The sequence below is a fragment of the Alteromonas sp. HB246098 genome (assembly GCF_054890645.1).
In genome coordinates, this window is the sequence record NZ_JBTZUG010000004.1 from 88,648 (window position 1) to 115,063 (window position 26,416).

Annotated in this window: 18 protein-coding genes; 11 read left to right on the forward strand and 7 right to left on the reverse strand. The window is 45.5% G+C overall.

Going from position 1 to position 26,416, the window contains the following annotated elements:
- Positions 1-133: 133 nt before the first annotated feature.
- The 4 genes from proB to ACYTPF_RS10370 all read left to right on the forward strand — a co-directional run bounded on the left by proB (position 134) and on the right by ACYTPF_RS10370 (position 3,698).
- On the forward strand, positions 134-1,234 hold the full coding sequence (proB, locus tag ACYTPF_RS10355) for a glutamate 5-kinase (protein WP_461852154.1): 1,101 nt from the start codon (positions 134-136) through the stop codon (positions 1,232-1,234).
- 104 nt (positions 1,235-1,338) lie between these two features.
- Positions 1,339-1,776, forward strand: coding sequence for an acyl-CoA thioesterase (locus ACYTPF_RS10360; RefSeq protein ID WP_179985066.1), 438 nt, complete (start codon positions 1,339-1,341; stop codon positions 1,774-1,776).
- Positions 1,777-1,787: 11 nt separating this feature from the next.
- Complete coding sequence (locus ACYTPF_RS10365; protein WP_461852155.1) at positions 1,788-2,786, forward strand: D-2-hydroxyacid dehydrogenase; 999 nt, start codon at positions 1,788-1,790, stop codon at positions 2,784-2,786.
- A 9-nt stretch (positions 2,787-2,795) separates the two neighbouring features.
- Positions 2,796-3,698: a DMT family transporter gene (locus ACYTPF_RS10370; RefSeq protein ID WP_461852156.1), complete on the forward strand. Its 903-nt coding sequence runs from the start codon at positions 2,796-2,798 to the stop codon at positions 3,696-3,698.
- A gap of 51 nt (positions 3,699-3,749) precedes the next feature.
- Here the strand turns inward: ACYTPF_RS10370 and ACYTPF_RS10375 are convergent, their stop codons facing one another.
- On the reverse strand, positions 3,750-4,025 hold the full coding sequence (locus ACYTPF_RS10375; RefSeq protein WP_179985063.1) for a hypothetical protein: 276 nt from the start codon (positions 4,023-4,025) through the stop codon (positions 3,750-3,752).
- A gap of 213 nt (positions 4,026-4,238) precedes the next feature.
- Here ACYTPF_RS10375 and ACYTPF_RS10380 point away from each other — a divergent pair, with 213 nt between their 5' ends.
- Positions 4,239-4,745 (forward strand): RNA polymerase sigma factor, encoded by a 507-nt coding sequence (locus tag ACYTPF_RS10380; protein WP_179985062.1) that lies wholly within the window; start codon positions 4,239-4,241, stop codon positions 4,743-4,745.
- Positions 4,738-5,358: a hypothetical protein gene (locus tag ACYTPF_RS10385; protein ID WP_461852157.1), complete on the forward strand. Its 621-nt coding sequence runs from the start codon at positions 4,738-4,740 to the stop codon at positions 5,356-5,358. Before ACYTPF_RS10380 ends, ACYTPF_RS10385 begins: the two co-directional genes overlap by 8 nt.
- Positions 5,359-5,399: 41 nt before the next feature.
- On the opposite strand, the gene ACYTPF_RS10390 is transcribed toward ACYTPF_RS10385, so the two are convergent.
- Both ACYTPF_RS10390 and ACYTPF_RS10395 read right to left on the reverse strand, forming a co-directional pair.
- On the reverse strand, positions 5,400-9,302 hold the full coding sequence (locus tag ACYTPF_RS10390; RefSeq protein ID WP_461852158.1) for a translocation/assembly module TamB domain-containing protein: 3,903 nt from the start codon (positions 9,300-9,302) through the stop codon (positions 5,400-5,402).
- The gene (locus tag ACYTPF_RS10395; RefSeq protein WP_461852159.1) at positions 9,299-11,137 is read right to left on the reverse strand and encodes an autotransporter assembly complex protein TamA; all 1,839 of its coding nucleotides are present in this window, start codon (positions 11,135-11,137) and stop codon (positions 9,299-9,301) included. The genes ACYTPF_RS10390 and ACYTPF_RS10395 overlap by 4 nt, the downstream gene beginning before the upstream one ends.
- A gap of 276 nt (positions 11,138-11,413) precedes the next feature.
- Here ACYTPF_RS10395 and ACYTPF_RS10400 point away from each other — a divergent pair, with 276 nt between their 5' ends.
- Together ACYTPF_RS10400 and ACYTPF_RS10405 are read left to right on the forward strand one after the other, a co-directional pair.
- The gene (locus ACYTPF_RS10400; RefSeq protein ID WP_461852160.1) at positions 11,414-13,399 is read left to right on the forward strand and encodes an alpha/beta hydrolase family protein; all 1,986 of its coding nucleotides are present in this window, start codon (positions 11,414-11,416) and stop codon (positions 13,397-13,399) included.
- A gap of 139 nt (positions 13,400-13,538) precedes the next feature.
- Complete coding sequence (locus ACYTPF_RS10405; protein WP_461852161.1) at positions 13,539-14,789, forward strand: multidrug effflux MFS transporter; 1,251 nt, start codon at positions 13,539-13,541, stop codon at positions 14,787-14,789.
- 149 nt (positions 14,790-14,938) lie between these two features.
- On the opposite strand, the gene ilvC is transcribed toward ACYTPF_RS10405, so the two are convergent.
- Entirely contained in the window at positions 14,939-16,417 is a 1,479-nt protein-coding gene (gene ilvC, locus ACYTPF_RS10410) for a ketol-acid reductoisomerase (RefSeq protein WP_269917883.1), read from the reverse strand.
- A gap of 157 nt (positions 16,418-16,574) precedes the next feature.
- Between ilvC and ilvY the strand changes: the two genes are divergently transcribed.
- Positions 16,575-17,447, forward strand: coding sequence for an HTH-type transcriptional activator IlvY (gene ilvY, locus ACYTPF_RS10415; protein ID WP_461852162.1), 873 nt, complete (start codon positions 16,575-16,577; stop codon positions 17,445-17,447).
- A 19-nt stretch (positions 17,448-17,466) separates the two neighbouring features.
- Here ilvY and ACYTPF_RS10420 read toward each other — a convergent pair whose 3' ends face one another.
- Entirely contained in the window at positions 17,467-18,981 is a 1,515-nt protein-coding gene (locus ACYTPF_RS10420) for a YifB family Mg chelatase-like AAA ATPase (protein ID WP_461852163.1), read from the reverse strand.
- A gap of 203 nt (positions 18,982-19,184) precedes the next feature.
- Entirely contained in the window at positions 19,185-19,802 is a 618-nt protein-coding gene (locus tag ACYTPF_RS10425; protein ID WP_269917885.1) for a trimeric intracellular cation channel family protein, read from the reverse strand.
- Positions 19,803-20,229: 427 nt separating this feature from the next.
- Between ACYTPF_RS10425 and ilvD the strand changes: the two genes are divergently transcribed.
- Together ilvD and ilvA are read left to right on the forward strand one after the other, a co-directional pair.
- Positions 20,230-22,080, forward strand: coding sequence for a dihydroxy-acid dehydratase (gene ilvD, locus ACYTPF_RS10430; protein WP_461852164.1), 1,851 nt, complete (start codon positions 20,230-20,232; stop codon positions 22,078-22,080).
- Positions 22,080-23,627 (forward strand): threonine ammonia-lyase, biosynthetic, encoded by a 1,548-nt coding sequence (gene ilvA, locus ACYTPF_RS10435; protein WP_179985051.1) that lies wholly within the window; start codon positions 22,080-22,082, stop codon positions 23,625-23,627. Before ilvD ends, ilvA begins: the two co-directional genes overlap by 1 nt.
- A gap of 290 nt (positions 23,628-23,917) precedes the next feature.
- Here the strand turns inward: ilvA and plsB are convergent, their stop codons facing one another.
- A complete protein-coding gene (gene plsB / locus ACYTPF_RS10440) occupies positions 23,918-26,371 on the reverse strand; it encodes a glycerol-3-phosphate 1-O-acyltransferase PlsB (RefSeq protein ID WP_179985050.1) in 2,454 nt (817 codons plus the stop codon).
- Positions 26,372-26,416: the final 45 nt, after the last annotated feature.

Sequence of the window (26,416 nt, forward strand, 5' to 3'; positions counted from 1 at the left end):
CATGGCACGCACAATCCAATTTTTTGACCGTAAACTAACCATGTTTTAACGCAAAAAAACTGTAACAGAACGTTTTGTTATACGCTTTAACTGTCGTATTCTTAAGCTCTTGTTATCTTTTTTCTTCCCCCCTATGAATTGTTTTAATTGGCAACGTGCTGTTATTAAAGTTGGCAGTGCCCTTATTGCACCCGAAGGCAATGGGTGTAGCGGACGCTATCTTTTGTCTCTTGCTCGTTTTATTACCGCAAGCCGAGAGGCTGGCAAAGAAGTGATTTTGGTTTCATCTGGCAGTGTCGCTGCTGGTCGTAGCCAAGTTAAAGTTCGCCACAACGCTTCTATTGCGGAGAAGCAGGCCATGGCTGCAATCGGCCAGAACCTAATGATGGCCAACTGGCAGCGCTTTTTTGATTTCCCATGTGCGCAGGTATTGCTAACCGCAGATGATTTACGCAATAGAACGCGCTACGTAAATATCAAAAACACGCTACGTGAAATTTTAAATCACAATGCACTACCCATTGTGAATGAAAACGACACAGTCGCCGTTAATGAACTTAAAGTGGGCGATAACGATAATTTGGGGGCTTACACGGCATTGGTCGCGCAGGCTGATACCTTAATTATTTGCTCTGATATTGACGGTTTATTTACTGCAGACCCCAGAAAAGATGACTCTGCGGCACTTATTCCGAAGGTGGAAAAAATCGACCGTACTATTTACGGACTAGCGGGGGGCGCGGGTACTGCGGTAGGTACAGGTGGTATGCGTACAAAAATTGAAGCGGCGGATAAGTGCACCAGCAGTGGTATCCAAACCCTTATTGTTAATGGGCGAAAAGGCGAAACCTTCGATGCTTTACTTGAAGGCAAGGTACCTGGGACTTTATTTACTGCTAGCAGCACACCGGCCAGCGCCCGAAGGCTTTGGCTTACTCACACCCTTAAAACTGCTGGCAGAGTCGAGGTAGATAGCGGTGCGAAAGAGGCGCTGGTAAGCAAAGGTGCGTCGCTATTACCCACTGGTATTTTGAACGTGACCGGTTCATTTGAACAAGGTGATGCCGTTGAAGTGATGTGCGAAGGAGAAATTATTGCTAAAGGCCTTTGCTTGTATAACGCAAGAGACTTAACCCTAATAAAAGGGAAAAAGTCGAAAGAAATCGCCAATGTGTTAGGTTATGAAACAAGCGATGTTGCCGTTCACCGTGACGATATGGTGCTTTATTCATAGCACAAACAATAAAATACGATATAGCGCTTAGGCGCTATATATGTTCACTGTTTGTGTTGATTGGGCAACAACACTCACCTAAATGTATATGCCAAGGATTGATCATGACTGATATTACACCGACACTTGCCGATTACCCTTATAACGTCACTATTGCCACCCGCTGGCAAGACAATGATGCATACGGTCATATCAACAATGTTGTGTATTACGGTTTTTTTGATAGCGCGGTAAACCGCTTTTTGATTGAAAAAGGCAATTTAGATATACACAACGGGCAAACCGTTGCGTATGTGGTAAGTAGTCAATGCCAGTACGTGGCTCCGGCGGCATATCCTGAAGACATTTTTGTTGGACTACGGGTAATTAAAATTGGGCGAAGTTCGGTGACCTATGGATTGTCTGTGTATGCGGGCGAAAATAAGCGACGCGTGGCGCATGGTCAATTTGTGCATGTATTTGTAGATAGGAAGACCGATAAAGCTATTCCCATTCCTGTAAACGTGAAAGCAGCGTTAGAATCTATTGTGGAAGTAATGTAGGCCTATCGACAATGACAAAACACAATACTTCGAACGGTAAAATTGAAGATAACCAAACACAATCGTCGCGCAATGGGCCAAAAAAGCGAGTTGTCTTTTTAGACGCTGAAACCATGGATTTACCGAGCCTTGATACTTCTGTACTTGATAGTCTCAATGCCGACGTCACACTTTATCAGCAGACCCATGCTAAAGAGATTGTCGAGCGTATTCGAGCAGCCGATGCGGTTTTAGTAAATAAAGTTGTGCTAAATGCCGAAGATTTAAAGCAGGCAGAACAGCTTAAGTATATTGGTGTAACGGCCACTGGTATGAACAATATCGATCGTGATTATTGTAAGCAAGCGGGTATTTCCGTTCAAAATGTAGAGGGCTACGGCACTGATAGTGTGGCGCAGCACGCGTTAACCTTAGTGCTGAATTTGGCTACGAACTTTGTGGCATATCAACGCGATATGGATAAGCAGGGATGGTCCGCTTCTTCTCATTTTTGCTTACTTAATCACCCAGTGATCGAGCTTGCAGGTAAACACGCGGTGATCGTGGGTCACGGCGAACTTGGTAAGCGTGTAGAAGCATTGTTCAAAGCTATGGGGATGAAAGTGAGTATTGCTGCTCGCCCCGGTAAACAAAACGACCCTCGCCCTAGCCTTACTTCCCTTTTACCCGATGCCGACGTGATAAGCCTTCATTGCCCGCTTACTGAAGACACCGAAAAGCTTATTAACGCAGATACGCTGTCATTGATGCGGCCAACAGCTTTTCTTATCAATACCGCTCGTGGCGGACTGGTTGATGAAAAGGCGCTTTACCATGCGCTTAAGCACAACAAGATTGGTGGTGCAGGCTTAGACGTACTGAGCGTAGAGCCACCGCCCATCGACCATATATTACTAAAAGAACCCTTATCTAATTTATTGGTAACGCCACATAATGCGTGGATTGGGAATGGGGCCAGGCAAAAGCTGCTTGATAAAGCCCTTGCCCATTTAACAGAGTTTTTAGGTTAAAACGCGGTTATGAACAATGCGACCTTATTTGCTCTTTGTTGCCTAATTTGGGGCTCAACCTGGATAGCAATAACCTATCAAATCGGACACACATCAGAAACGTTTGCCATAGCGCTTCGCTACCTCTTAGCGTCGGCGTGTTTGGGGGCATACTGTGTTATTAAACGTTTACCGCTAAAACTTCCCTTACACGTTCATGTGAAAATGGCGGCAGTAGGGCTCTTCTTATACAGCTTAAACTACACGCTGCTGTATATTGCGCAAGCGCATATCATTAGTGCGCTGCTGGCACTTATGAGCTCATGCATTATTTACATTAACGTTGTACTTCGCCGGTGGTGGCTAAAAGAGCCCATAAGAAAAGAAGTAGTGGTTGGGGCCACCTTTGGCTTAGTAGGTATTGTGTGTTTGTTTGTGCCTGAGTTTTCAAAAGTCTCTATGGACGCGGCTCTAGCCACCGGTCTTGCCATTGCATTTGTCAGCTTTTTCTGTGCGTCAACGGGCAACGTTATTTCCGAGCGTATTTTGACCTCGGGCACACCTGTTATTCAAATGAATTTTTATGCTATGAGCTACGCCATGGCGCTGCTTTTCATCACCTCACTGGCTATGCCTGGTGAACTAAGAATACCTACCCACATTGAGTTTTATCTATCACTTGTTTATTTGGCTATTTTTGGTTCTGTGTTTGCGTTTGGCGCCTACATGAAGCTTTTAAAACAGATGGGCGCTGACAAGGCTGCCTACGTGGTGCTGGTATACCCCATGGTTGCACTGGTTATCTCAACGTTTTTTGAAGGCTATACCTGGAGTGTGTTATCCGTACTCGGTGTCGTGATTGTGCTGATGGGTAACGCTATTGCAATGGGGAAAGTGCCCCGCTTTATGCGTCGCCCACCCGTATCTAGCTAGTGCCTGTTGAACTTTACTATACATTAATTCAACGACCCCTGATAAGCGTGTTTACTTAAGGGCGTTGATTTTTTTGTTTAGCTCGTAAGCAGGCTCAGTGACAATGGTTTCAAGGGTTTCAATCCTAGCCATCAGAGATTCAATTTGCGCATCTTTTTCCGCTAAACGCTTCTGCTGTTTGTCAGTAACGGCTTTTACAAAAGGGTTACTGCACTCGCCATTCATCCAGTCGTTCAATCGCCACTGAAATTTTGCGTCTAGGTAGCTTGCCAAAAGCGCAAGCGACGTGATGCTGCCAATCAACAAAACTAAACTTAACGTAGACATAATGTTTTCCTCATTTAAGGTCGAAGCATTTAAAGAAGTGCCTGCATCTCTCAATACAGCATGTTCTATTTTCATTTCTATTATCAGTAGTCGGGAGCTGCTCAAAAAAATTACAACGGGAATGAAAAAAGTTTGTAATAAAAACTGGCATGGGCAGACTGATAGAAGTAACACAATAAAATAACAACAGTTTTTGCTATTAGGGATGTGACCTTGGGCCAGGGTTTTGAAGATGTTTTTGCGCAATACGGAGCACTACTTGGCCGTGTAGCTAACAGCTATGAGGCAAACGAAGCGATGCAACAAGAGCTATTGCAAGAAATTGCTATTGCAGTCTGGCAAGGACTGTCTCGCTTTAAAGGCGATAGCAGCGTAAAAACTTATATTTTGAAAATTGCTCACAACCGCGCTGTGACTCACGTAGCAAGTCAAGTGAAGCGTATTGATACCCACCAATACGACCACGATGATACGGGCTCTGAAGGGTACGCGAGTAACACAAAATCCCCAGAAGAAATGTCTAGCCAACACCAGTCTTTAGAACGCCTGTTGCGCGCTGTCAGAGCGTTACCACTGCAACCAAGACAGGTGCTTACCCTTTCCCTTGAAGGCTTAAGTTACGACGAAATAGCAGACGTATGTGGCCTAACTAAGAATCATGTTGGTGTGATATTAAAACGCGCCAAGCAAAGTATCATGCAGGAGCAACCGCATGCATAATTCAGATAAAGAAAATCAAACGAACTCGCCAGTATCAGTAGACGATGAGCAAAACAATGCACTATCTGCGCTATGGCAAACTCAGCCAGTTACGACTATCGATGTTGAGGAAGTAAAGTCCAGTTTGCGCAGCGAACGAACAAAGCAGCGTTGGTATATGGTACTGGATTTATTAATGATTGCTCCTGGAGTTTATGTTTTCTTAAAATACTGGGACAACATGTCGTATATCGCGCAAATGATAATTTTGTTCATCTTAATCGCGTCTATTCCTTTTCTTGCTTACCAACTATGGCTGAGAAGCGAAGCTGCATTTTATAAAAATACTCAAACTGCTGACCATCTTGCAAAGCTGACTAAGCAAATTAAGAATAATGTCAGGATCGCTTATATGACTAAACACTCAACTTGGATAGGCATGTTTTTTGGGGTAGGTCTATCGTTAGAGCGCTATTTTTATGGGGAGCTTGCTCCAGAGAAAATCACCAAGATGACGATAGTTATGACATCACTTAGTATCGGAATGCTAGTGTGGTATGTATGGGCACACAAAAGGCAAAAGCGCTTCGAGCGGCAGCTCAAAACGCTAGAAAGTATGGCGCAGCAGCGCTAGAAAATAGGGCCTTAGAAATTCAAAGCACTACCACAGAGCGTTTAGTTGTCTTTGTTGGAACTTGAGGTTTCAGCGTTGCTTCTCTGTGATGACTCTGAATTATTATCAACCTCATCGGTATCATCACTGTCATCATCATCGTTATCGCTTTTGCGAGTTCTGTTATCACCTAAAAAGAACTCATAATAAAGGTCTAACGCAAATTCTGATTGGTCTTCCAGTGTGGTTTGTATTGCCTCTAAATACAGGCTAGGTAGTAACTGATATTTAAGTGCCAAATCAGGTGGGAGTTGTCGACGTCTCAAGGTACTATTGGCATCGTTATCTTTTATACCTACATCCACATTGTATTCCACCGAAAGCCGGTCGTTGATTTGGCCGGTAACAGAAAGCAAGTTTTCATTGGTACTCAAGCTAAAGTCGTCGATGCCTAAAGCACTACCTAACTGCCCGGTAAGGGTTTCCGTGTTCGACAGCCCAAAACCTAATAGCAGTGCTGCGTAGTTAGGATCTGCTGAACTGCCTGAATCTGGCCCAGACCCCGTTAATAGATACGATAATACGCCCTGCTGGTCCATAGAGGGTTCAGAGAAAAGGTTGATGCTTGGTGCGTCAGCAGCCCCGTCAATACGAATACCTGCTATCACATCATCGTCGGTTTTAGCCGGGTCTCTTATAGCCTCTACCAGTAACAGCGGTTGGTCGATAGGACCGTTGAACTGCACTTCGCCGGTTTGAATAATCAACTGCTGACCATAGGCGCTGTAGCGACCGTTTATTATTTGCAGGTCTCCATAGCCAACTAACGCCGGCTGAGTGTTCACGCGTATACCGCCGAATAGGCTAGCCGTAAGGCCAAAGGCTTCAAGCTTTACCTCTTCTGTTTTGTTTTTATCAATATTAACCAACACAGATGCATGAACAATATCCAGCGGCTCTTCTTTGTCTGGCTCTCCGCGCAAGTGAACGTCCTTTGACGGTGACACTGCACTTTCAGGCAAGGACTCTACTTCAATACGGGCCCACGGAATATTAATATCGCCCGTTACATCGACCTTCTCTTTAGTTGCGGCAACGTCAATATTAGGCGATACCTTAAGACGAATGTTTGGCTGTCTTATTTCAAAGCTGTTGCCCTTTAACTTAAAGTTAGCGCTAGGCTCTGATGACCAGTCGAGTTCACCTTTTAACGTACCTTTACCTCCGCCAAGTATAAAACTGCCATCAAGCGCTGCAGTTTGGTCGCTAAGCACTACTTTTTGATTCCAGTCGGCTAATGTGACAGGCGTATCTTGAATATCTATTGCGCCGTTAGAAACGGTAAGCTCGCCATTTAGGGATGGGTCATCAGCATAACCGCTAAGAGTAATATTACCGTTAAGCACCCCTGTTAAGGTGCGAATAGCGGGTGAAAGAGGTTTTAGCGGCGCTACATCGAGCCCCTCCATGACCAACTTACCGCCTAAAGGTATCTTATCTTCAAATGGCCGTGTATTTAACGTGAGCGTAGCATCGCCAATCTCTTTGCTAGAAATCAATGAAGTTGATTCCAGCTGCCCTTGTTTTATTTTACCGCTAGTTTCAAATGAGTTAATGGTAAGCGTTAATGGTCTGGTTTCACCTAATTGCCACGGGGCTGCACTCATTGACGCAGTAAAAGTCGCATCGATAGGATCTTGTTGTGAATAACTGCCTTTTGTTTGAATACTTAATGTAGCTTCAGAAGGCGCTGAAACCATAGTCGGCACTAGTTCATTCGCCCACAGCCCTACAGGTAGTGACGTTGCTTTGATATCCCAACTTGCTTTGCTGTCTTGATAATTCACGTTCGAGATGCACAGCTCTCCCTCGCGACGTGATGTCCAGCAGTGCTGGCCTATTTTGGCAGTCACAGGCGCAGTGCCTATATCAAGTTTGAACGGGCTTGATAACGCCCATTGCATATTAGCAAGCTCTAGCTGGGTATCGCTTATCTCACCTATCCAATGATTGTTTGCCCATGAACCGTTAAGGCTGAAGGCAATTTGATTATCGGGTAACGAAAGGTTTAGTTGTGCTTGGTGATCTTTATAAGTGCCATCTAGTGTTATCTCGCCGCTCAACGGTCCTTGCTGCGCAGCAGAGGCATTTAAATTTGGTGATATAGTGATGTTGGATAAATCTAACGTGCCGTTAGCACGTGGATTTTGCCACGGACCAGTGGCAGATATTTTACCATTTATCGCACCGGATACTTCTGGGTAAAGATTATTTATTGTGTTTGCGTTAATAGTAATATCGGCGTTTAAATGACGCTTGTTCAAGACCTGTGCAATAGCTCGAATAACGTTCTTTTCATTTTCCCCTTCTTGCACGATGTTTACGTTAGTAACGAATAAGTCACTGGGGCCGGCATATACAGCGTTGCCTTTTATTTCTAGCGGTTCACCTTGTAGCACGCCAGAAACCTGCATATCTTTAAAGCTCATATGCAGCCCGCCACGCTCTGAGTACTGTAAAATGCTCTCTATCTCGCCGCTTAAGTTCTCAGGTGCGTAAGCGCTGAAACGCTGTGCAGACACGTTTGAAAGCGTGGTTTTTCCCTCCCAAGCAATACTCTCGTTTAGGTAAAGGGTACCTGTATTGACTAAGCTACCTTCTAGCGCCTCAATATTCGCCTGATTGACATAGATATTGTTCTTTTTAAGCACAACATCCAGGGATACAGGCACATTGCCTATGTCTGGCAAGATTGCTGCACCGGTGCCTTTTAACTGGTAATCGCCCATAGTGCCTTCAAGTGTCAGCGTACCTGCTTTTAACGTGGCGCTTTCCATTGTTGGAATGGGTTGTTCTTGCCACTTTGCTGTGAATTCAATGGGGAGTTCGGTATTAAGCACGTTTGCCGCCAAATTAGCGTCGGCGTTTACAGCCCCCTTTGTGTTGACGGAAAGGGCCAAATCATCAAGTGCCCCCGATGCGTTTAAGTTTACGGTAAGGGGAGCATCATCAAGCACTGTCTTTGCTCTAGCTGCAATGCTTAGCGGGAAGTTCCCACTAAGGGTGGCGCTCGCTTTTGCTTTTACTTCCCCTTGTTCATGCGCGACAACCATTTCTTCAATGGCAATCTCACTGTCTTTGAACTGTGCGTCGAGCAGCGATATCAATGCTATTTGTTTTGTGCTATCGCCTTGGGTAACGTGTAAGTCTTCAACCAATAAAGTACCAAACGATATGGGAATAGGAGCGGTGATTGTTGGTAATTCAGGCACCTCGTAGCTAAGCGAGTATGACTTAGGCAAGGCGCTTTCTTCATCTGGAGTTGCTAGCCCTGCTGTTTTTTCAGCACTTTGTTTAGGTGTCTGTTTTGACGTGGAAGGCTGAGCTTGAGAAGCTGTATTTGCTGCTGGTGAACTTGTTTTTGTATTTTGTTCTAACAGGGCTATACGAACCCCTTTCGTGGCTAAACTGTCAAGCGCCAGCGTCTGGTCGCCGCTGAAATCTGCAAGCTCTAGCTCATCCACTTCAACGGTTGTGGTAAGAAGCTCAACGTTAATGTTTGCAAGGGCTAGATACCCTACTTCAATGGGAATAGGCAAAGAAAATTCATCGCCAGTGTTGGTTTCTTCAACGGTTTCTGGAGCAGCAGCGAGTTGCGTTAACGTGGCATTTTCAAGCGTGAGTTCATTTACGCAGACTTTTGGCTCAAAAAGACAACGCCACGTTATATCAATATAGGCGTACTGCGATGCCACGCGCCACTGCGCGTTTTCCCATTGTAAATTGTGTATTTCAAGGGTATCGGCAAAACTGCCATCGATATCATCAATGGAAAGGTTTGTAACAAAGCTGTTCGCGATAAGTTTTACTGTTGGGCCGCCCAACGGGCTGATGAGTAGCGCATAAATGGCAACCAATAGCAGTACAGGCGAGAGCAAGATGGCAGAAACTGTACGTTTTCTCATAGCTCAGGCCCCAAGATTATGTGAATACGCCAAGCATTCTCTTGTTTTGATAGCCCTCTGGCTAAATATACTCTTACAGCGCCAATAGGTGACAGCCAGTGAACCCCAGGGCCTATACCATAAGCGAGGGAGTCGCTTATATCGTTTGCAGCTTTACCTGCGTCTACGAAAGCGGCTATTCGCCAGTTATCTGCAATTGAGTACGCGTATTCTATGCTCGATGTGACTAGGTACTTTCCGCCAATAGATTCAAGGTCAAGCTCGCCAGTCTCTGGGTTAATAACATCTGCTTTCGGCGACAAATCACGATAGCTAAACCCTCTAACGCTTTGGTCGCCTCCAGCGTAAAAGCGAAGTGAAGCAGGCACGTCATCGAAAGAGTTTGTTTTAATTGCTCCAATTTCTCCGCGTAAAGTTATTCTGTGCTTATTAGCGAATGTACGAATTAACATGCCTTCAACGGCAGTTTTAGCATAGTCAATGTCTGAGCCAAAACCCTCTTTGCCATATTGAGCCAGCACTTGAACATAGGTGCCGTTGCCTATGTTGAGTTCGTCGTCTTTATCTCGATAGGTTAGTGAATAGCCCGGTAAAACTAACGAGGTGGTATTAGTATCAAGGTCCCCCTGATCGTAAGTCTCTCTAAGGTAGGTTACTGAATAATCATGTTGCCAGGGCGAACCATCTTGTTGCGTGTATCTATGTGCTGACAAAGAAAGGGTTTCGCTTTCAAATGACGTATTGGCGTACTCAATAAACTGGTAGCCCGCTTCGATACTGGCATAGTCGCGAGTGATATTTTTCATTGGAATGCGGTAGTCGGCGGTAACTGATTGTTCAGGCTCTGAGATGAAAATATCTGATGAAACCGAGTGCCCTTTGTCATTAACCCAAGGACGTTCCCAACCCAAACGTACTCGCGGACCTGTATCAGTAGCCGCACCGACCGAGACATTAAATGCATCGGTAGGTCTGTGTTGAAGCGAGACTTCAATAGGAACCAGTAAGCCTTCTGCGTCGCTGACTACTGGCCTTGCTATGACCCGGTTGAAATAGCCTGACTGATTTAAACGTCTGTTAAAATCGCCTAACACTGATGATGAATAGGCATCGCCAGTTTTAAAAGGTTTTAGGCGTTTAATAATCGCTTTAGCTTTATCATCACCTACGAATTTGAGTTCACCAAACTTATATTGAGGTCCGCTTTGCGCAATTAGCAGCACGTTTGCTTGTTTTTCGTCACGTACTAAATCTAGCCGTGTTGCCTGCCAGAAATAATCAAAATAACCGTTGGAAAGGGCGTAATTAAACATGGAAGATTTAAATGACTCATAGATGGTCTGATTTAACACATCACCTTCTTTGAGTTTAAGTGAGTTAAAACGCTCTCTGAATGCTTTATCTTCACGACCAGCACCAATGATTTCTCGGGTAACTTTGTTGATAGTAAGAGGAGTATTCAAAGAAACCGTTACTGTGACCTTGTCCCCTTCTTGTATGCGTACCTTGGTTTCACTGTTGTAAAAGCCATAGGGTTGTACTGCCGTCGCCACCGCTTCTGCCACTTCGTCTTGCCAATAAGGGTCAGTTAGTAATGCTTTTTCGACATCAAGTCCGCTTAAATGCAGCCGAATGTTGTTACGTAGCTTAGCGTCTTCTACACCTTGAACATCGTAGGTAATTGACTCTTGAGCAAAAGATACCGTGCACAGCAAGCACAGCTGCACGCACAACAACGCCTTAGCTAATAAAGAGTATGCTTTGGATATTTTGCGCACTAATTGTCGAGAAAATAGGCCTTGCAAAGTGGCAAGCCCGCTCCAAGTTGAAGGCATGAAAAGGCTAGATCCTTAAGGTAACGCTGGGCTTAGAAGCTTACTGGTTTAGGGTAAAATCCATATTATATCTGTGGTTAATAATACCATATCTGCATTTTGTATTCGCAAAGTACGACGAGAGATCAAATTATTGCGTCAATATTATCTATATTAACCGGCATGGGTTGGTTTTTTGTACATTTGGTCACAAATTTGTATACTCGAATTAACATGGTTTTGAGGTTTACTCATTAGCTAAGTTCCGCCCATAATAAAAAATTACAAGGGAATGTTATGTCTTATAAAAAGGCTTTCTCACCAGCTACGCTTATTGCCCTACTATTGTTAGCTATTTCAACTACGTTAAGCGCTGAGTCGACTACTCAGGAAAATGCCTACGCTGCGTTTAGTTCGCTGCCAACCTATTGGACGCCATCTTTATCACCCGATGGAACAAAAATCGCTTTTGTTCAAAATGTTGAACAAGGAGAGGCGTTTGCCATGCTCGCCACCTTCGACTTGGAAAAAGGTGAAAAGCATTACCTACTTCGCTCTGACAATGAACGTGTAAAGATCAATTGGTACAAGTGGGTGAACAATGAACGTGTCGTGGTTAGCGCGCGCTATGAAACTCGCCGTGGTACCACAAAAGTGCATGACACCCGCTTGTTAAGTATTAAATTCGATGGCGAGGGCGGCGCGTTTAATATGGTTGAATGGGAACGAATTAAGCGTCGGGCCGGTAACCCTAACCACATTCCCCAATTTCAAGATGAGGTTATCGATTGGCTACCTGATGACCCAGATCATGTACTTGTAGCAATAGATGCCGAGGTGCTAGGTTTACCTTCAGTGTATAAAGTCAATGTCAATACAGGAGGCGTAAGTCGCATTATGCGCGGTAAAAAGCGCATCAGAGATTGGCTTACCGATCAACAAAGTAACGTTCGTATTGGCGTTTCACTTAATTATGATAGCGGTGAGCGCGAGGTCTTCCTAAAAGAAGAAGATGGCTGGCGAACCTTGTTTGCCTATAACGCCATGACGGAGAAGGGTGAATATCCAGTGGGCTTTGCTAAAGACCCAAATATTCTTTATTACAAAGGCTACAAGGGCGACTATCGCGCATTATATAGCCTAAACCTTAAAACCAACGAGCGAACTGAGGTATATGCCGACGAAGGCTATGACGTCAACGGCAGCCTTATTTATTCACCCGTTACGCGAGATGCTATCGGTGTGCGTCATGATGGCCGATTTTATTGGGATGAACGCTATGTTGCACTTCAAAACGGTATCGACCAGGGACTTCCTGATTATAACAACACGTTAGTTAGTTTCAGTGACGATGAGCAAACTTATATTGTTTATTCTGAGTCTGACATATTGCCCGGTGTGTATTTATTGGGTAATCGCAAGGAAGGCACGCTGAACATGCTATTTGAGCAATACAGCCAAATAGACTCGACGAAACTATCCGAGCATAAACTTATTGAGTACGAAGCCAGAGATGGTATCAAGATTGAAGCATATTTAACCCTTCCTAAGGGGGACGGGCCCTTCCCAACCATTATTCATCCTCACGGCGGGCCGGGGGCTCGGGATTTCAGCGGTTTCGACTACTGGACTGCATACTTCACCTCGAAAGGCTACGCGGTGTTGAGGCCAAACTTCAGAGGCTCAAGAGGCTATGGTTATAGTTTTGCGCAAAGCCAAATGAAAGGATGGGGCCTAGCTATGCAAGACGATATCACTGACGCCGCAGGTTGGATGGTAGAACAGGGATACGCAGAGCAAGATAATATGTGCATAGTTGGCGCAAGCTATGGTGGCTATGCCGCGTTAATGGCAACGGTTAAAACCCCTGAACTGTTTCAATGTGCCGTAAGTTTTGCCGGAGTGAGTTCGCTTAAACACGTTATCATTCACTCTCGTCGCTTTCTCAATAATGAGTTTGTTAAAAATCAAATTGGTGACGACTACGATGATTTGGAAGCTCGCTCGCCTTATTACAATGCAAAAGGGATCAAGACGCCTATTCTACTTGTGCATGGCGAAGAAGACCGTATCGTTCCACCCCTTCACAGCCGCTATATGGCTGATGAGTTAGAAGACTACGACAAAGTTTTTAAATACGTAGAGCTTGAAAATGGAGACCATAGCCTTTCTATTCAGCGCAATCGCCACCTATTCTTTAAAGAAATGGATATATTTTTAGATCAATACCTGAAACCGACTAAGAACGGCGAGGCGGTAACAGCTAGTCTGACAGAGGAATAAGACTCGTTAAAGATCCTAGTATTTACGATAAGACAGCCAAATCTGACGGCTTTTTAACCAGGTTTCAGGTATACTAATCAAGGCGCGATGGTTTCGCGCCTTTTTTAATTCCCTCACTTAATTTCATATTCGAGACTTTATGCCCCAGACATCTAATGGCGTATCTGATGATACTGCAGTTGTGCAAAAGCCCGCCCTTGGCCTTGTTGAATTCGTTGCTTTGATGGCGACCATGACATCGCTGGTGGCACTTAGTATAGACGCTATGTTGCCCGCACTTATTCAAATTGGTGAATCACTTAATGTGCAAGAGGCGCATCAGACCCATTTAATTGTCACCGTGTTCTTTTTAGGGATGGCATTTGGCCAAATGTTTTTTGGTCCGTTCTCAGATAGCCGTGGTCGCCGTCTTACTATTCTTGTTGGGCTGTGTATTTTTGCGTTGGGTACCTTTGTATGTATGCTTGCCACTAATCTTGAAACCATGCTGGTGGGGCGTGTTATTCAAGCGTTTGGTGTTTCGGGGCCTCGCATAGCTTCAATGGCCATTATTCGTGATTTATACGTGGGTGATGCCATGGCAAAAGTCATGTCGTTTATCATGATGGTGTTTATATTGGTGCCCATGTTGGCCCCAATTATTGGGCAAACTGTGATGGAATTGACGTCATGGTTTCATATTTTCACTATGTTCCTCATAGTGGCTACTATGGCTGGAATCTGGTTTTTCTCTCGCCAGGGAGAAACCTTGCCTCGGGCGAAGCGCAGAAAATTCTCGCGCGCACATTTTTTTAAATCCTCAAAATTTATCCTGACCCACCCCGAAGTGATGGGTTATACCTTTGCAATGGGCTGTATCTTCGGGGCGTTTTTAGCATATTTAAGCGCGTCACAGACCATCTTCACTGTGTTTTACAATGTTGGAGAGTGGTTCCCCTATATCTTCGCTACTCTTGCTTTTTCTATCGGTCTTGCCTCTTACTTTAACGGAAAAATGGTAATGCGCTTCGGCATGCGCAAGCTCTGTCGATTTGCGCTTAAAGGAGTAAATTGTTTTGCGGTGGTGTATTTGGCACTGTTATTTGCTTACGATGGCCTGCCGCCGTTAATTCCGACTGTGGCCGTTATGTTTGTTGGCTTTTTCTTCGTGGGCATACTGTTTGGTAACTTAAACGCTATGGCAATGCAGCCTCTTGGCGATATGGCAGGCTTAGGTGCTGCCATTATTGGCTGCTTTTCAAGCTTATTCTCAGTGCCCGTTGCGCTTATTGTCGATAGTTTTTTAAACGGGAATTTGATGCCAATAGGTTGGGGGTTTCTTATCTTTTTTGCACTGGCTTATTTGTCAGTTCGCTTCGCTGAACGCGTTCGGGAAGTGGTTGTTTCTTAAAGAGATAAGTGGTTGCTATTAACTGCTTTGATTTAGCTAAGCAGTTCGCTGTAAAAGATACGTGACTCACTGAGTTACAGGCATAAAAAAGCCCGACCAAAATGGTCGGGCAAGAGGGCTTAGTTAAGCACCTAACGACAGAAACTGTCCTATCCTATAATGGCTTTCATGTCAGTCATGTAGCCACGCAAGGTCTTACCTACAGATTCCACACCGTGTGAACGGATGGCTTCGTTAATTTCAACAAGGCGTTTGTTCTCTACTTGGTTAGAAGCAGAAGCTAAACCCTTACCGATAACGCTGGTATCGATGGTAGGCATAAATTTCTCACGCAAAATTGGAATTGCTGCGTTAGCAAACAAATAGTTTCCGTATTCTGCTGTGTCTGAAATAACCACATTCATTTCATACAAACGCTTACGTGCGATTGTGTTAGAAATTAGCGGTGTTTCATGCAGTGATTCGTAGTACGCAGACTCAGGCAGAATTCCAGCTTCAACCATTACGTCAAACGCAACCTCCACACCACATTTGATCATGGCAACTAGTAAAATGCCGTGGTCAAAGAATTCTTGTTCGCTGATTTCACCTTCGTAAGCTGGTGCGTTTTCAAACGCGGTTTCACCGGTTTCTTCACGCCACTTAAGTAGATTCGCATCACCATTTGCCCAATCTTCCATCATGGTGCGAGAGAACTCACCGCTGATGATGTCGTCTTGGTGCTTTTCAAATAGCGGACGAAGTAAATCAGTTAACTGCTCAGAAAGCTCAAACGCTTTCACTTTTGCAGGGTTTGATAGACGGTCCATCATGTTAGTTACACCGCCAATCTTAAGTGCTTCAGTAATGGCTTCTAAGCCGTACTGAATTAGCGCACCTGCATAACCTGGGTCGATACCATCATCAACCATTTTCTCGAACGCAAGTACTGCTGCAACTTGTTGCATACCACATAAGATGGTTTGCTCACCCATAAGGTCAGATTTAACTTCAGCCACAAATGAAGACTCAAGTACACCTGCGCGGTCACCGCCAGTTGCACTTGCCAGTGCCTTAGCCTGATCCCAACCTTTCCCTTCAGGGTCATTTTCTGGGTGCACAGCTATTAGTGTTGGTACACCAAAGCCACGCTTATATTCTTCACGTACTTCTGAGCCTGGGCTTTTCGGCGCACACATAATTACTGTGATATCACTACGAATTTGCTGGCCTTCTTCAACAATGTTGAAACCGTGTGAGTAACCTAGAGTTGCACCTTTTTTCATAAGCGGCATTACTGCCTCAACTACACTTGCGTGCTGCTTATCAGGTGTTAGGTTGTAAACTACATCAGCTTCTGGAATAAGCTGCTGATATGTACCAACAGTAAATCCATTGCTTGAAGCGCGTTTGTAAGAGTCGCGTTGCTCATCGATCGCCGCCTGACGCAGCGCATAAGAAACATCTAACCCTGAGTCACGCATATTCAGGCCTTGGTTAAGGCCCTGCGCGCCGCAGCCTACAATGACAATTTTCTTGCCTTTTAAGAACTGACAACCGTCAGCGAATTCATCGCGTGCCATAAAACGGCAGCGGCCAAGCTGGTCTAACTGCTGGCGAAGTGACAGGGTGTTGAAATAATTAGCCATAAAAATTTCCGAACAACATTCATTTTTGTCAATATCAAACACCGACCTTGGCGTTGACAGACCTCGTCTATGACGACTTGGTAGTGAGACTAAAAGATTTCTTTTGTTTTGGAAAATGATATATTTGCAAGATAATATTGCATAAAGTGAAATGTATATGGATTTTCGCAGTCTACAGCTCTTTAACCACTTGGCTACCAGCCTACACTTTGGCGTTACCGCTGAGGCCATGTATGTATCGCCATCTACTTTAAGCCGCGTAATTCAGCGCCTTGAAGACGAGTTAGGCTGTACCTTGTTCAAACGGGATAACCGTAAAGTCGCGCTCACCCATAGCGGGCACAAGCTACTGTCCTTCTCAAAACATGCGTTAGCTGATTGGCAGCAATTAAAAATTGATTTAAAAGAAGATAGCGATGCACTTCAGGGGGAACTAAGTGTATTTTGCTCGGTAACTGCCAGTCAAAGCCATTTGCCCACTATGCTAAGGCAGTTCAGGCAGCAACACCCTGGGGTCGATATACGCCTAATAACCGGTGACCCTGCCCTTGCCATAGAGAAAGTTAAAAGTAAGCAGTGTGATTTATCTATTGCTATTTATACCCCTGACATGCCAACAGATTTGCATTTCACCGCTCTTGATAACGTGCCTTTGGTTCTTATTGCGCCAAGGGAATGGCGACTTACTCAGCTAAGTCAGCTAGATTGGACCAAGCATCAGGTGATAATGCCTGAAACCGGGCCAACTCGACGCACCGCCTATCACTGGTTTGCCGAGCACGGTATTCGGCCTAACGTGTATGCCTATGTAGGCGGTAACGAAGCTATTGTAAGCATGGTAGCGCTAGAGTGTGGTGTGGGCTTTGTGCCAAAGGTAGTGCTCGACCACTCCAGTATGGCTAATGCGGTAACCCAAATTCAGGTTGAAGATATCGAGCCTTATGCCCTTGGCCTTTGTTGTTTACAAGATAAGCAAAACGAACCGCTTATCAACGCTTTTATGCAGCTAAACTTGCATTCTAGAGGGTAAGTTATTTTATTAGTTGCACTTAGCTAGCACTGAGCTGCTTTATAAGGTTATCGAGAGCTCGATAGCCCAGAGCTTCCGCGATATGCGCCCTTGATACGGTGTTTTCTTCTTCAAGGTCGGCAATGGTTCTAGCCACTTTTAGCGTGCGGTGAAATACGCGCATAGATAAATTAAGCTGTTTCGCGGCTGCCTGTAAAAAGAGGAGATCTGCGTCATCTAGCAAACAGATGTCGGCAAGCTCCCCCGCGTGTAGAGCGCCATTGGCTTTGCCTTGTCGAGACTCCTGTTTTTGCCGTGCAGCTATCACCCTTTCCCGCATGTCATGTAACGAGTCGTCAGGTCTATTACCCCGCTCTGGCAAGTCGTAGTCTGGCAGTCTAGGCACCTCGACTTGTATATCTATTCTATCTAGCAGCGGGCCTGACAAACGGTTTAAGTAATTAAGTTGTTGCTGGGGTGTCAGGCGGTTGTCGTCAATATCCCCAGTAGGGCTTGGGTTCATGGCGGCTACGAGTTGAAAATTAGCGGGGTACGTTGCACTTCCTGATGCACGGGATAAATGCACATCGCCAGTTTCAAGCGGTTCGCGCAATACATCCAGCGCTTTTCGGCCAAATTCGGGGAGTTCGTCTAAAAATAAGATGCCGTTGTGGGCCAGTGAAATTTCTCCCGGCACAGGGTTAGAACCACCGCCAGTAAGCGCTATCGCAGAACTTGTGTGATGGGGGGAGCGCAGGTGGCGGGTTAGAAAACGTTCAGCATTTAGCTTTTCGCCTTTCACTGAGTGAATAGCGGCGACTTCCAAGGCTTCTTCTTCACTCATATCCGGTAATAGCGACAACATTCGGCTGGCAAGCAAGCTTTTACCTGTGCCTGGCGGGCCTACCATCAGTAGGTTGTGAGCCCCGCTAGCTGCAATAATTAGGGCCCGTTTAGCCTGCTCTTGACCGATAATATCATCCCAACCAGTTGGGGCGTTGCGTGATGAATGAGAAGTAAAAGGCTGGCCTTTGGCGAGCTTTTTGTTACCGGTAAGGTGTTCATAAACAGATAGAAGATCGAAGGCGGGAAAGCGTGTGGCGTGGGAAACCAAGGCTGCTTCAACATCGTTATCTCCCGGATACACCAGGGCTATATCTTCGTTCGCTGCCGTCATCACTACAGGAATAAGCCCGTTAACCGGTTTAATCTCACCGTTTAGCGCTAACTCGCCCACAAAGGCAATATTAAGCAGGCTAATATCTGAAATGTAACCCGATGCTGCTAAAATGCCAACGGCAATAGGAAGGTCGAACCGGCCGCCGAACTTTGGGATATCAGCCGGCGCTAAATTAACCGTTATACGTTTGGCAGGAAATTCGAAACCACTGTTAATTAGCGCGCTGCGCACCCGCTCACGGGCTTCTTTTACACTGGTTTCAGCCATACCGACCAGTTGAAAGGCAGGTAGTCCATTAGCCAAGTGAATTTCAACACTTACCTCTGGTGCAGACACCCCCTGCCCTGCAAAGGTTTTAACAACAGCCATTCCCATATTGTGAACACCCTCTCTTCTTACACACTCATTGTTCGCCTAATTGAAATTTCAAAACTCAAGTGCGGCTAAATAGTTAACGCTTTGGGCATAAACTCTAGTGAGAGTGGGATAAAGATGTAACTGTACTAACGACGGGATTTATCGCCAATACTCACCGAGCTAGGTCATTGATTACCCTGCTCGGCAACGAAGGTTAGATGCTAATGATGATCGTTGTAAAATACAGGTAGCTGCCAATGCCAGCGCATGGCGCCTAATCTAAACAATACGGTGGTTGCAAGGGCTGCAATACCACACCATTGGGTAGCAAGGTTAAATTCAAGTGCGATGCCATATACGATACCGCCTGCGATACAGGTCATCGCATAAAGCTCGCCGTTTAGTACCAGCGGTACTTCGCGGCAGATAACGTCGCGTAACAACCCTCCAAACACACCAGTAATAGTGCCCATTGCTACCGCCACTGCCATGCCTGTGTCGTTGGCTAAGGCTTTCTCTATGCCTACTACATTAAAAAGTGCTAGCCCAAAAGCATCGGCAATTAACAGGTAGTGAAAAGGGAAGCGTGGGCTAATTCGCAGCCAAACAATGGGTATAAAGGCGGCAATTAGCGTGGTGTACAAGTAATCGGTATCGGCAATCCAAAACACGGGTACATCTAGCATCACATCTCGCAAGGTACCTCCGCCAATGGCTGTAGCACTGGCAAGCACTACCACGCCAAATCCATCCATGCGTTTTTGATAAGCCATAAGGGTGCCTGAAATTGCACACACGGCAACGCCTGCTAGGTTTAACCAGTGAAACCAATCGAACATGCTTATTACCCTTTTACTACTCTTAAGAACTCGCTATTTCTACCGCAAAAAACTTGATCAAACCGTGTGTTTCATGCTATTTCTTTGCGCAATACCAATTCGCGGTTTATCGCGTATTGCGTGTAGGGGAATGCCATAACCCCTAACGAACAACATTTCATTTTTATAATGTCAACGGAATACGGCATTGTAAGTCAAAGATATCATATAAAACAAAGCGCTACTGATCTGTAAGCAGTAAGGCTTTGTCGCCCTTCGCTTAAACGACCTAAGATGATTTAATACATCATCAGTATGACATGCAATTTTGAGTAAAACAGCGCGTATTGGAAAACAAGCCAAAGCATTACTGGTTTACCACTGTTTTTAAGTTTCACACAAAGGTCTAGCATTAAACCCTAGCACCTAAAATTAACGGGAAGGATTTATGCCCAAGTTACGTTCTGCAACTACCACACAAGGTAGAAATATGGCCGGCGCTCGCGCGCTATGGCGTGCAACCGGAATGAAAGATTCTGATTTCGGCAAGCCTATTATTGCTATTGCTAACTCATTTACGCAGTTTGTACCTGGGCACGTTCACCTCAAAGACCTCGGTCAGCTAGTAGCGCGCAGCGTGGAAGAAGCCGGTGGTGTCGCCAAAGAATTCAATACTATAGCGGTAGATGACGGTATCGCAATGGGTCACAGCGGCATGCTGTATAGTCTTCCGTCTCGTGAAATCATTGCTGATGCAGTGGAGTACATGGTGAACGCACATTGCGCGGATGCCATTGTTTGTATTTCTAACTGCGACAAGATCACCCCGGGAATGTTAATGGCGTCTATGCGTTTGAACGTGCCCGTTATATTCGTATCTGGCGGCCCAATGGAAGCGGGTAAAACCAAGCTTTCAGACCAGCTGATTAAGCTTGATTTGGTTGACGCCATGGTAGCGGCTGCTGATGATAAAGTGAGCGATGCCGACACTGACGAAATTGAGCGCTCTGCCTGCCCTACTTGTGGGTCGTGTTCAGGTATGTTTACTGCAAACTCAATGAACTGCTTAACTGAAGCGTTAGGTCTTTCACTACCGGGTAATGGCTCTATGCTGGCCACTCACGCCGACCGTGAAGGTTTGTTTAAGCAAGCCGGTAAGCAAATTGTAGAGCTTTGTAAGCGCTACTACGGCGATGATGATGAAAGCGTATTGCCGCGGAACATTGCTAACTTTAAAGCGTTTGAAAACGCCATGAGCCTAGACATCGCCATGGGTGGTTCGACCAATACCATTCTGCACTTGCTAGCGGCAGCGATGGAAGGTGAAGTACCTTTCACTATGGATGATATCGACCGCTTGTCTCGCAAAGTGCCTCACTTGTGTAAGGTGGCGCCTTCTACCCCTAAATATCATATGGAAGACGTTCACCGTGCCGGCGGCGTACTGGGTATTTTGAACGAGTTGAACAAGGCAGGCTTACTAAATACCGATGTGAATCACGTCTTAGGCAAGCAGCTTACTGAGGTTATCAGCGAGTGGGACATAACCAACCCAGAGAACAAAGACGCTATCACCTTCTATCGCGCGGGCCCTGCGGGTATTCGTACGACAAAAGCCTTTAGCCAAGATTGTCGCTGGGATGAGGCCGATGCCGACCGTGAAAATGGTTGCATTCGCTCTATCGAGAATGCATTTAGCCAAGAAGGTGGCTTAGCGGTGTTATACGGCAATTTGGCCGAAGATGGCTGTATTGTTAAAACCGCAGGTGTGGATGAGTCCATCCTAAAGTTTAACGGTACCGCGCGTATCTACGAGAGCCAAGATGATGCAGTGGCAGGCATATTGGGCGATGAAGTAAAAGCCGGTGACGTCGTGTTTATTCGCTATGAAGGCCCTCGCGGTGGTCCAGGTATGCAAGAAATGCTGTACCCAACGTCGTACTTGAAATCGAAGGGCCTAGGTAAGCACTGCGCGCTAGTAACCGACGGGCGTTTCAGTGGTGGTACAAGTGGCTTGTCTATCGGTCATTGTTCACCAGAGGCTGCCAGCGGTGGCGGCATTGGCTTAGTTGAAGACGGCGATAAGATTGAAATAGATATCCCTAACCGAAGCATCAACATCGTTATTTCTGATGAAGCACTTGCCGAGCGCCGTGCAAAAATGGAAGCAAGCGATAAGCCTTGGAAACCGAAAGATCGTGTACGCGAAGTGTCTACATCACTTAAGACCTTTGCCGCGCTGGCAACCAGTGCCGACAAAGGTGCGGTGCGCGATGTCACTAAGTTGGAAGACTTGTAATGGAAAACGAGCACGTTAGCGACCACGAGTATCTGAAAAAGATATTACTCGCTCCCGTTTACGATGTGGCGGTGGCCAGTGAACTGTCTTATATGTCTTTGCTTTCAGCGGAGCTTGGCAACGAGATCTTTTTGAAACGAGAAGATCAGCAGCCAGTAAAAAGCTTTAAGCTGCGCGGTGCCTACAACCGTATTTGTTCGTTAAGTGAAGCACAGCTTCAAGCTGGCGTTATTGGCGCATCAGCGGGTAATCATGCCCAGGGCTTAGCATACAGTGCAAAAATGAAGGGCATTCAAGCAACTATCGTAATGCCCGAAACCACCCCTGACATTAAAGTGGACGCTGTACGTCGCTTCGGTGGTGATAACGTAAATGTAGTCTTGCATGGCACCAGCTTCGACCAGGCAAGCAACCATGCCAAAGATTTGTGTGATACCCACGGGTATACCTTTGTTCCGCCCTTCGATAACCCCGATGTAATCGCCGGACAAGGTACTGTTGCACGAGAACTGTTAGAGCAAAACCCAAACCTGGATATTTTGTTTATTGCTGTTGGCGGTGGCGGTCTAGCCGCGGGCATTGCGGTATACTTAAAGCAACTCAAACCCAGTATTAAGATTGTAGCCGTTGAGTCAGAAGAGTCGGCCTGTTTCATTAAAGCAAAAGCGCAAGGCGAGCCTACTGAGTTGGAAAGCGTAGGTATTTTTGCCGATGGCGTGGCTGTGAAAGTAATGGGGCAAGAAACTTTTCGCCTGTGTAACCGCTTAGTTGATGAAACTATTACGGTTAGCAATGATGAGATTTGCGGGGCTATAAAAGATATTTTCGATGATACTCGCGTTATCGCCGAGCCTGCTGGTGCATTGTCGGTAGCGGCAATTCGCAAATATGCCAAGCAACACGACCTTAAAGGTAAAAAGCTAGGCGGTATTTTATGTGGCGCAAACATCAACTTTCATACCCTGCGCTATGTGTCTGAACGCTGTGAATTAGGTGAGCAGAAAGAAGCCGTTTTTGCCGTTAAAATTCCTGAAACTAAAGGCGCGTTTAAACAGTTTTGTGAATGCGTTGGGGCAAAAGCGATTACTGAATTCAACTATCGCTATGCAAGTGAGAGCGAAGCGCATATTTTTGTTGGGGTAAAGCTAAAAGGCGGTCAACAAGAATTTGCGTCCCTTCAAAGTGACCTTGAAAGTAAAGGATATGACTGCGTTAACCTAACTGATAACGAGTTAGCAAAGCTTCATGTTCGGCATATGGTAGGAGGCCGCCCGCCGACCATTTTAAACGAGCAGGTGTTCAGCTTTGAATTTCCGGAGCGCCCAGGTGCACTACTAAATTTCTTAAATACATTGGGCGAGCAGTGGAACATTACTTTATTCCACTATCGTAACCACGGAGCTGCGGAAGGCTTGGTATTGGTTGGTTTTGACATTGCGCCAGAAAGCAGGGATGACTTTAACCAGCATGTAGCTGAATTGGGCTATAAGGTAGAAGAAGTAACGGATAACCCTGCGTATCGCTTTTTTCTGTCGCAACCAGCATAACGTTTTGTCGGCTATGTACAGCAGCCTTTGATAGCTATACATTCAAAAGCGAAACTTAGCTCGTTTTAAACCTTTTTTCGCTTTGTATTGCTTCACGTTAAGCGCAGGTTTACCGAGGAGCGATACAAAGCGGCACTATTTCAACTTTACTATATCAGCCTCAATGGAAGACTGGCTGAGTATCTATCGAAATATAGTTTTAAGTTAACAATACGCTCAATAAAAAACCCATGCGGATGCATGGGTTTTTTACGCCTTTAACAAAGCGATAGTCTTTGTTGCTTACAACGCTAATTTGCCGAGTTAAGCGCAACATTTTCCAAATGCTGAATCATCTCAGGCCATATCAGCGCCATCACGTCAGCCCGCAAGGCTTCACACTCTTCCGAGTATTTTAAGCTGCCGTCTTTTTCTGAATCTAACCAATGGTTATCTTTCAGCGCGCCGATAAAGCTAGACAATACGTTCTTATCGTAAAACTCAGGAGAGCTTAAGCCATAAAGGGCTGATAAGCGCTCAGCGACTTGTTTACTTTCTCGCTCTAATGCACTGCGGCTAATCACCTTTTCTTTATCAAGAATCGTCAGCACTACGGCATAACGCTGCAATGTTTCTTGCATACAGCGGCTTAATAACCAAGCAGAATGGAACTGCTTGCAGTGTGCATCTGGTGGTAAAAGCTCACCGTCTTTTTGGCGCAGCAGTCCGTTGTCTAACATCGCCGTGATCAGCGCATCAGTATGCGCAAGCGCTTCATCTTGCGTTAGATGTAAAAACAGTTCTTTTTGCAGCAAAGGATAAAGTGCTGCAATCAGTTGGAAAATACTGTTCTTGGTTGCGCCCTTCTTAGCGAAGATAGACGCCATGATAAGACCTGGTATGGCGAACAAGTGCAAAATATTGTTGCGATAGTAGGTCAGGTATACAGCAGATTTAGGCTGAGGGCTGATCAAACGACCGTAATCGTCTTCTTTAACATCAAAACGACCTAACTTTAATGTATCCCGAAGCAATTCTTGTGCTGATGAATCAGGAATAGTGGCGTCATCACTAAAGGGCACTGTTTTAAACAAGTTCATGAAGTCATCCATGGCTTGTTTAAGCTCAACCTCACTCATAGTCTGCCTTTTAGAAGACAGTAGACATAGCGAAGCTAATGCCATGCCGTTAAGTGCCGCAGCGCGATTGATACGCGTCATGACGTTGTTAGCTAATTCATTAACGGCAGGCGTTAACCAAGCAGGCTTCTTCTCTGGTTCGGCATCGCGACAGTCGCGCCAGTTCGGGACATGACTTTCAAGGAACTGATTAAGAGCGATAGGCTCACCAAAGTTCACATACCCATGCCCGTAATTCTTAAGTTTACGAATGGCTGAAAACACCTGAAGGTTAGACTCTTTTTTCTTCTTTGACCCTTTAAGTTCGTTCAGGTAGCTCTTCACTTCCATCACGTTTTCATAGCCAATGTAGACAGGAACAATACTAACTGGGCGGTTAACGCCTTTAAGCATGGCTTGAATTGTCATGGCCAGCATACCGGTTTTCGGCGGTATTAAACGGCCCGTGCGGCTGCGTCCACCCTCAGGGTAGTACTTTACAGAATAGCCTTTGTTAAACAGCAGCTCTAAATATTCCCTGAACACGGCCGTGTAAAGCTTGTTGCCTGCAAAACTCCGGCGAAGGAAGAAAGCCCCTCCTCGGCGGAATACTTTTCCTACGGGCCAAAAGTTAAGATTGATACCTGCTGCAATGTGAGGCGTTACCATACCTTCGTGATAAATCACGTAGGTTAATAACAGATAGTCCATGTGACTGCGGTGGCAAGGTACATAAATAATTTCGTGCCCGTTAGCTGCCAACTCGCGAATGCGATCTGCGTGGCCTACGCTAATACCGTTATAAATTTTGTTCCATATACGAGTTAGCAGTCTGTCGCCAAAGCGGATAAGTCCTTCACGATAATCTGCAGCAATTTCGGTGATATAGCTTTGAGCCCGCTCCTTGGCCTTTTCGTGAGTGACCTTTTTGCTTCTTGATTCTTCCGCGATCGCACGGCGTACTGCATCCGAACCCAATACACTGTTGTTGAGTTCTTGTCGCTCTAGCAGAGTAGGGCCCGTCATACTTTGACGCTTACGTTGAAAGTGAGTACTTGCTACGCGTACAAGCTTATGGGCGATGCTTTGATCACTACCGTGTTGATTTGACATGGCCCGCGCTGAAACAGCTTTAGAATAATTAATAAAGTTATCTCTGCCTAAAAACAGCACGATGAAAAGTTTACGTAGCCAGCTCGGTGCAGCCTTATCAGCTATTAAATCGCTTAAGCCTGGATTACCACGGCCTGGGGCTCGACCCCAGGTTACATAAACAGGAACTACCTGTAAGTCGAGGTTTTCGTGATCTCTGTGCAAATGAAAAAGGTCAGTGAAAACGTCTTCAATTCCCGTATCTTTGGCTGATGAGCGAAAAAGAGGTTGGGTTTTACGTAAAAATAGAGTAGACGAATACTCTCTACCTGCCAGTGTAAGTGTGTCTGTTGGGCTAGGAAGGCCTAGGTATTTGGTCGACATTCTCAGCGCAAGCTGGTCGGTCACTGAGTTTGTGGGAAGTAGATAAACAATAGGCTTGCTCTTATCTATTCCTAATTCGGTTTCAACGTTAACTGGAATACTGTGAGCTTTAACCAGTAACTTAACAGGATAATGAAATACCGACAAAAGGGCTTTTCGCATCCACGACATGAATTATGTAATCCTATGAAATAAAAACGGGTGAAGTGTAACACA

Excerpts from the sequence above, each read along its gene's own strand:
- proB (WP_461852154.1), top strand. The coding sequence starts at position 134 with ATGAATTGTTTTAATTGGCAACGTGCTGTTATTAAAGTTGGCAGTGCC.
- ACYTPF_RS10360 (WP_179985066.1), top strand. The coding sequence starts at position 1,339 with ATGACTGATATTACACCGACACTTGCCGATTACCCTTATAACGTCACT.
- ACYTPF_RS10365 (WP_461852155.1), top strand. The coding sequence starts at position 1,788 with ATGACAAAACACAATACTTCGAACGGTAAAATTGAAGATAACCAAACA.
- ACYTPF_RS10370 (WP_461852156.1), top strand. The coding sequence starts at position 2,796 with ATGAACAATGCGACCTTATTTGCTCTTTGTTGCCTAATTTGGGGCTCA.
- ACYTPF_RS10375 (WP_179985063.1), bottom strand. The coding sequence starts at position 4,025 with ATGTCTACGTTAAGTTTAGTTTTGTTGATTGGCAGCATCACGTCGCTT.
- ACYTPF_RS10385 (WP_461852157.1), top strand. The coding sequence starts at position 4,738 with ATGCATAATTCAGATAAAGAAAATCAAACGAACTCGCCAGTATCAGTA.
- ACYTPF_RS10390 (WP_461852158.1), bottom strand. The coding sequence starts at position 9,302 with ATGAGAAAACGTACAGTTTCTGCCATCTTGCTCTCGCCTGTACTGCTA.
- ACYTPF_RS10395 (WP_461852159.1), bottom strand. The coding sequence starts at position 11,137 with ATGCCTTCAACTTGGAGCGGGCTTGCCACTTTGCAAGGCCTATTTTCT.
- ACYTPF_RS10400 (WP_461852160.1), top strand. The coding sequence starts at position 11,414 with ATGTCTTATAAAAAGGCTTTCTCACCAGCTACGCTTATTGCCCTACTA.
- ACYTPF_RS10405 (WP_461852161.1), top strand. The coding sequence starts at position 13,539 with ATGCCCCAGACATCTAATGGCGTATCTGATGATACTGCAGTTGTGCAA.
- ilvC (WP_269917883.1), bottom strand. The coding sequence starts at position 16,417 with ATGGCTAATTATTTCAACACCCTGTCACTTCGCCAGCAGTTAGACCAG.
- ilvY (WP_461852162.1), top strand. The coding sequence starts at position 16,575 with ATGGATTTTCGCAGTCTACAGCTCTTTAACCACTTGGCTACCAGCCTA.
- ACYTPF_RS10420 (WP_461852163.1), bottom strand. The coding sequence starts at position 18,981 with ATGGGAATGGCTGTTGTTAAAACCTTTGCAGGGCAGGGGGTGTCTGCA.
- ACYTPF_RS10425 (WP_269917885.1), bottom strand. The coding sequence starts at position 19,802 with ATGTTCGATTGGTTTCACTGGTTAAACCTAGCAGGCGTTGCCGTGTGT.
- ilvD (WP_461852164.1), top strand. The coding sequence starts at position 20,230 with ATGCCCAAGTTACGTTCTGCAACTACCACACAAGGTAGAAATATGGCC.
- ilvA (WP_179985051.1), top strand. The coding sequence starts at position 22,080 with ATGGAAAACGAGCACGTTAGCGACCACGAGTATCTGAAAAAGATATTA.
- plsB (WP_179985050.1), bottom strand. The coding sequence starts at position 26,371 with ATGTCGTGGATGCGAAAAGCCCTTTTGTCGGTATTTCATTATCCTGTT.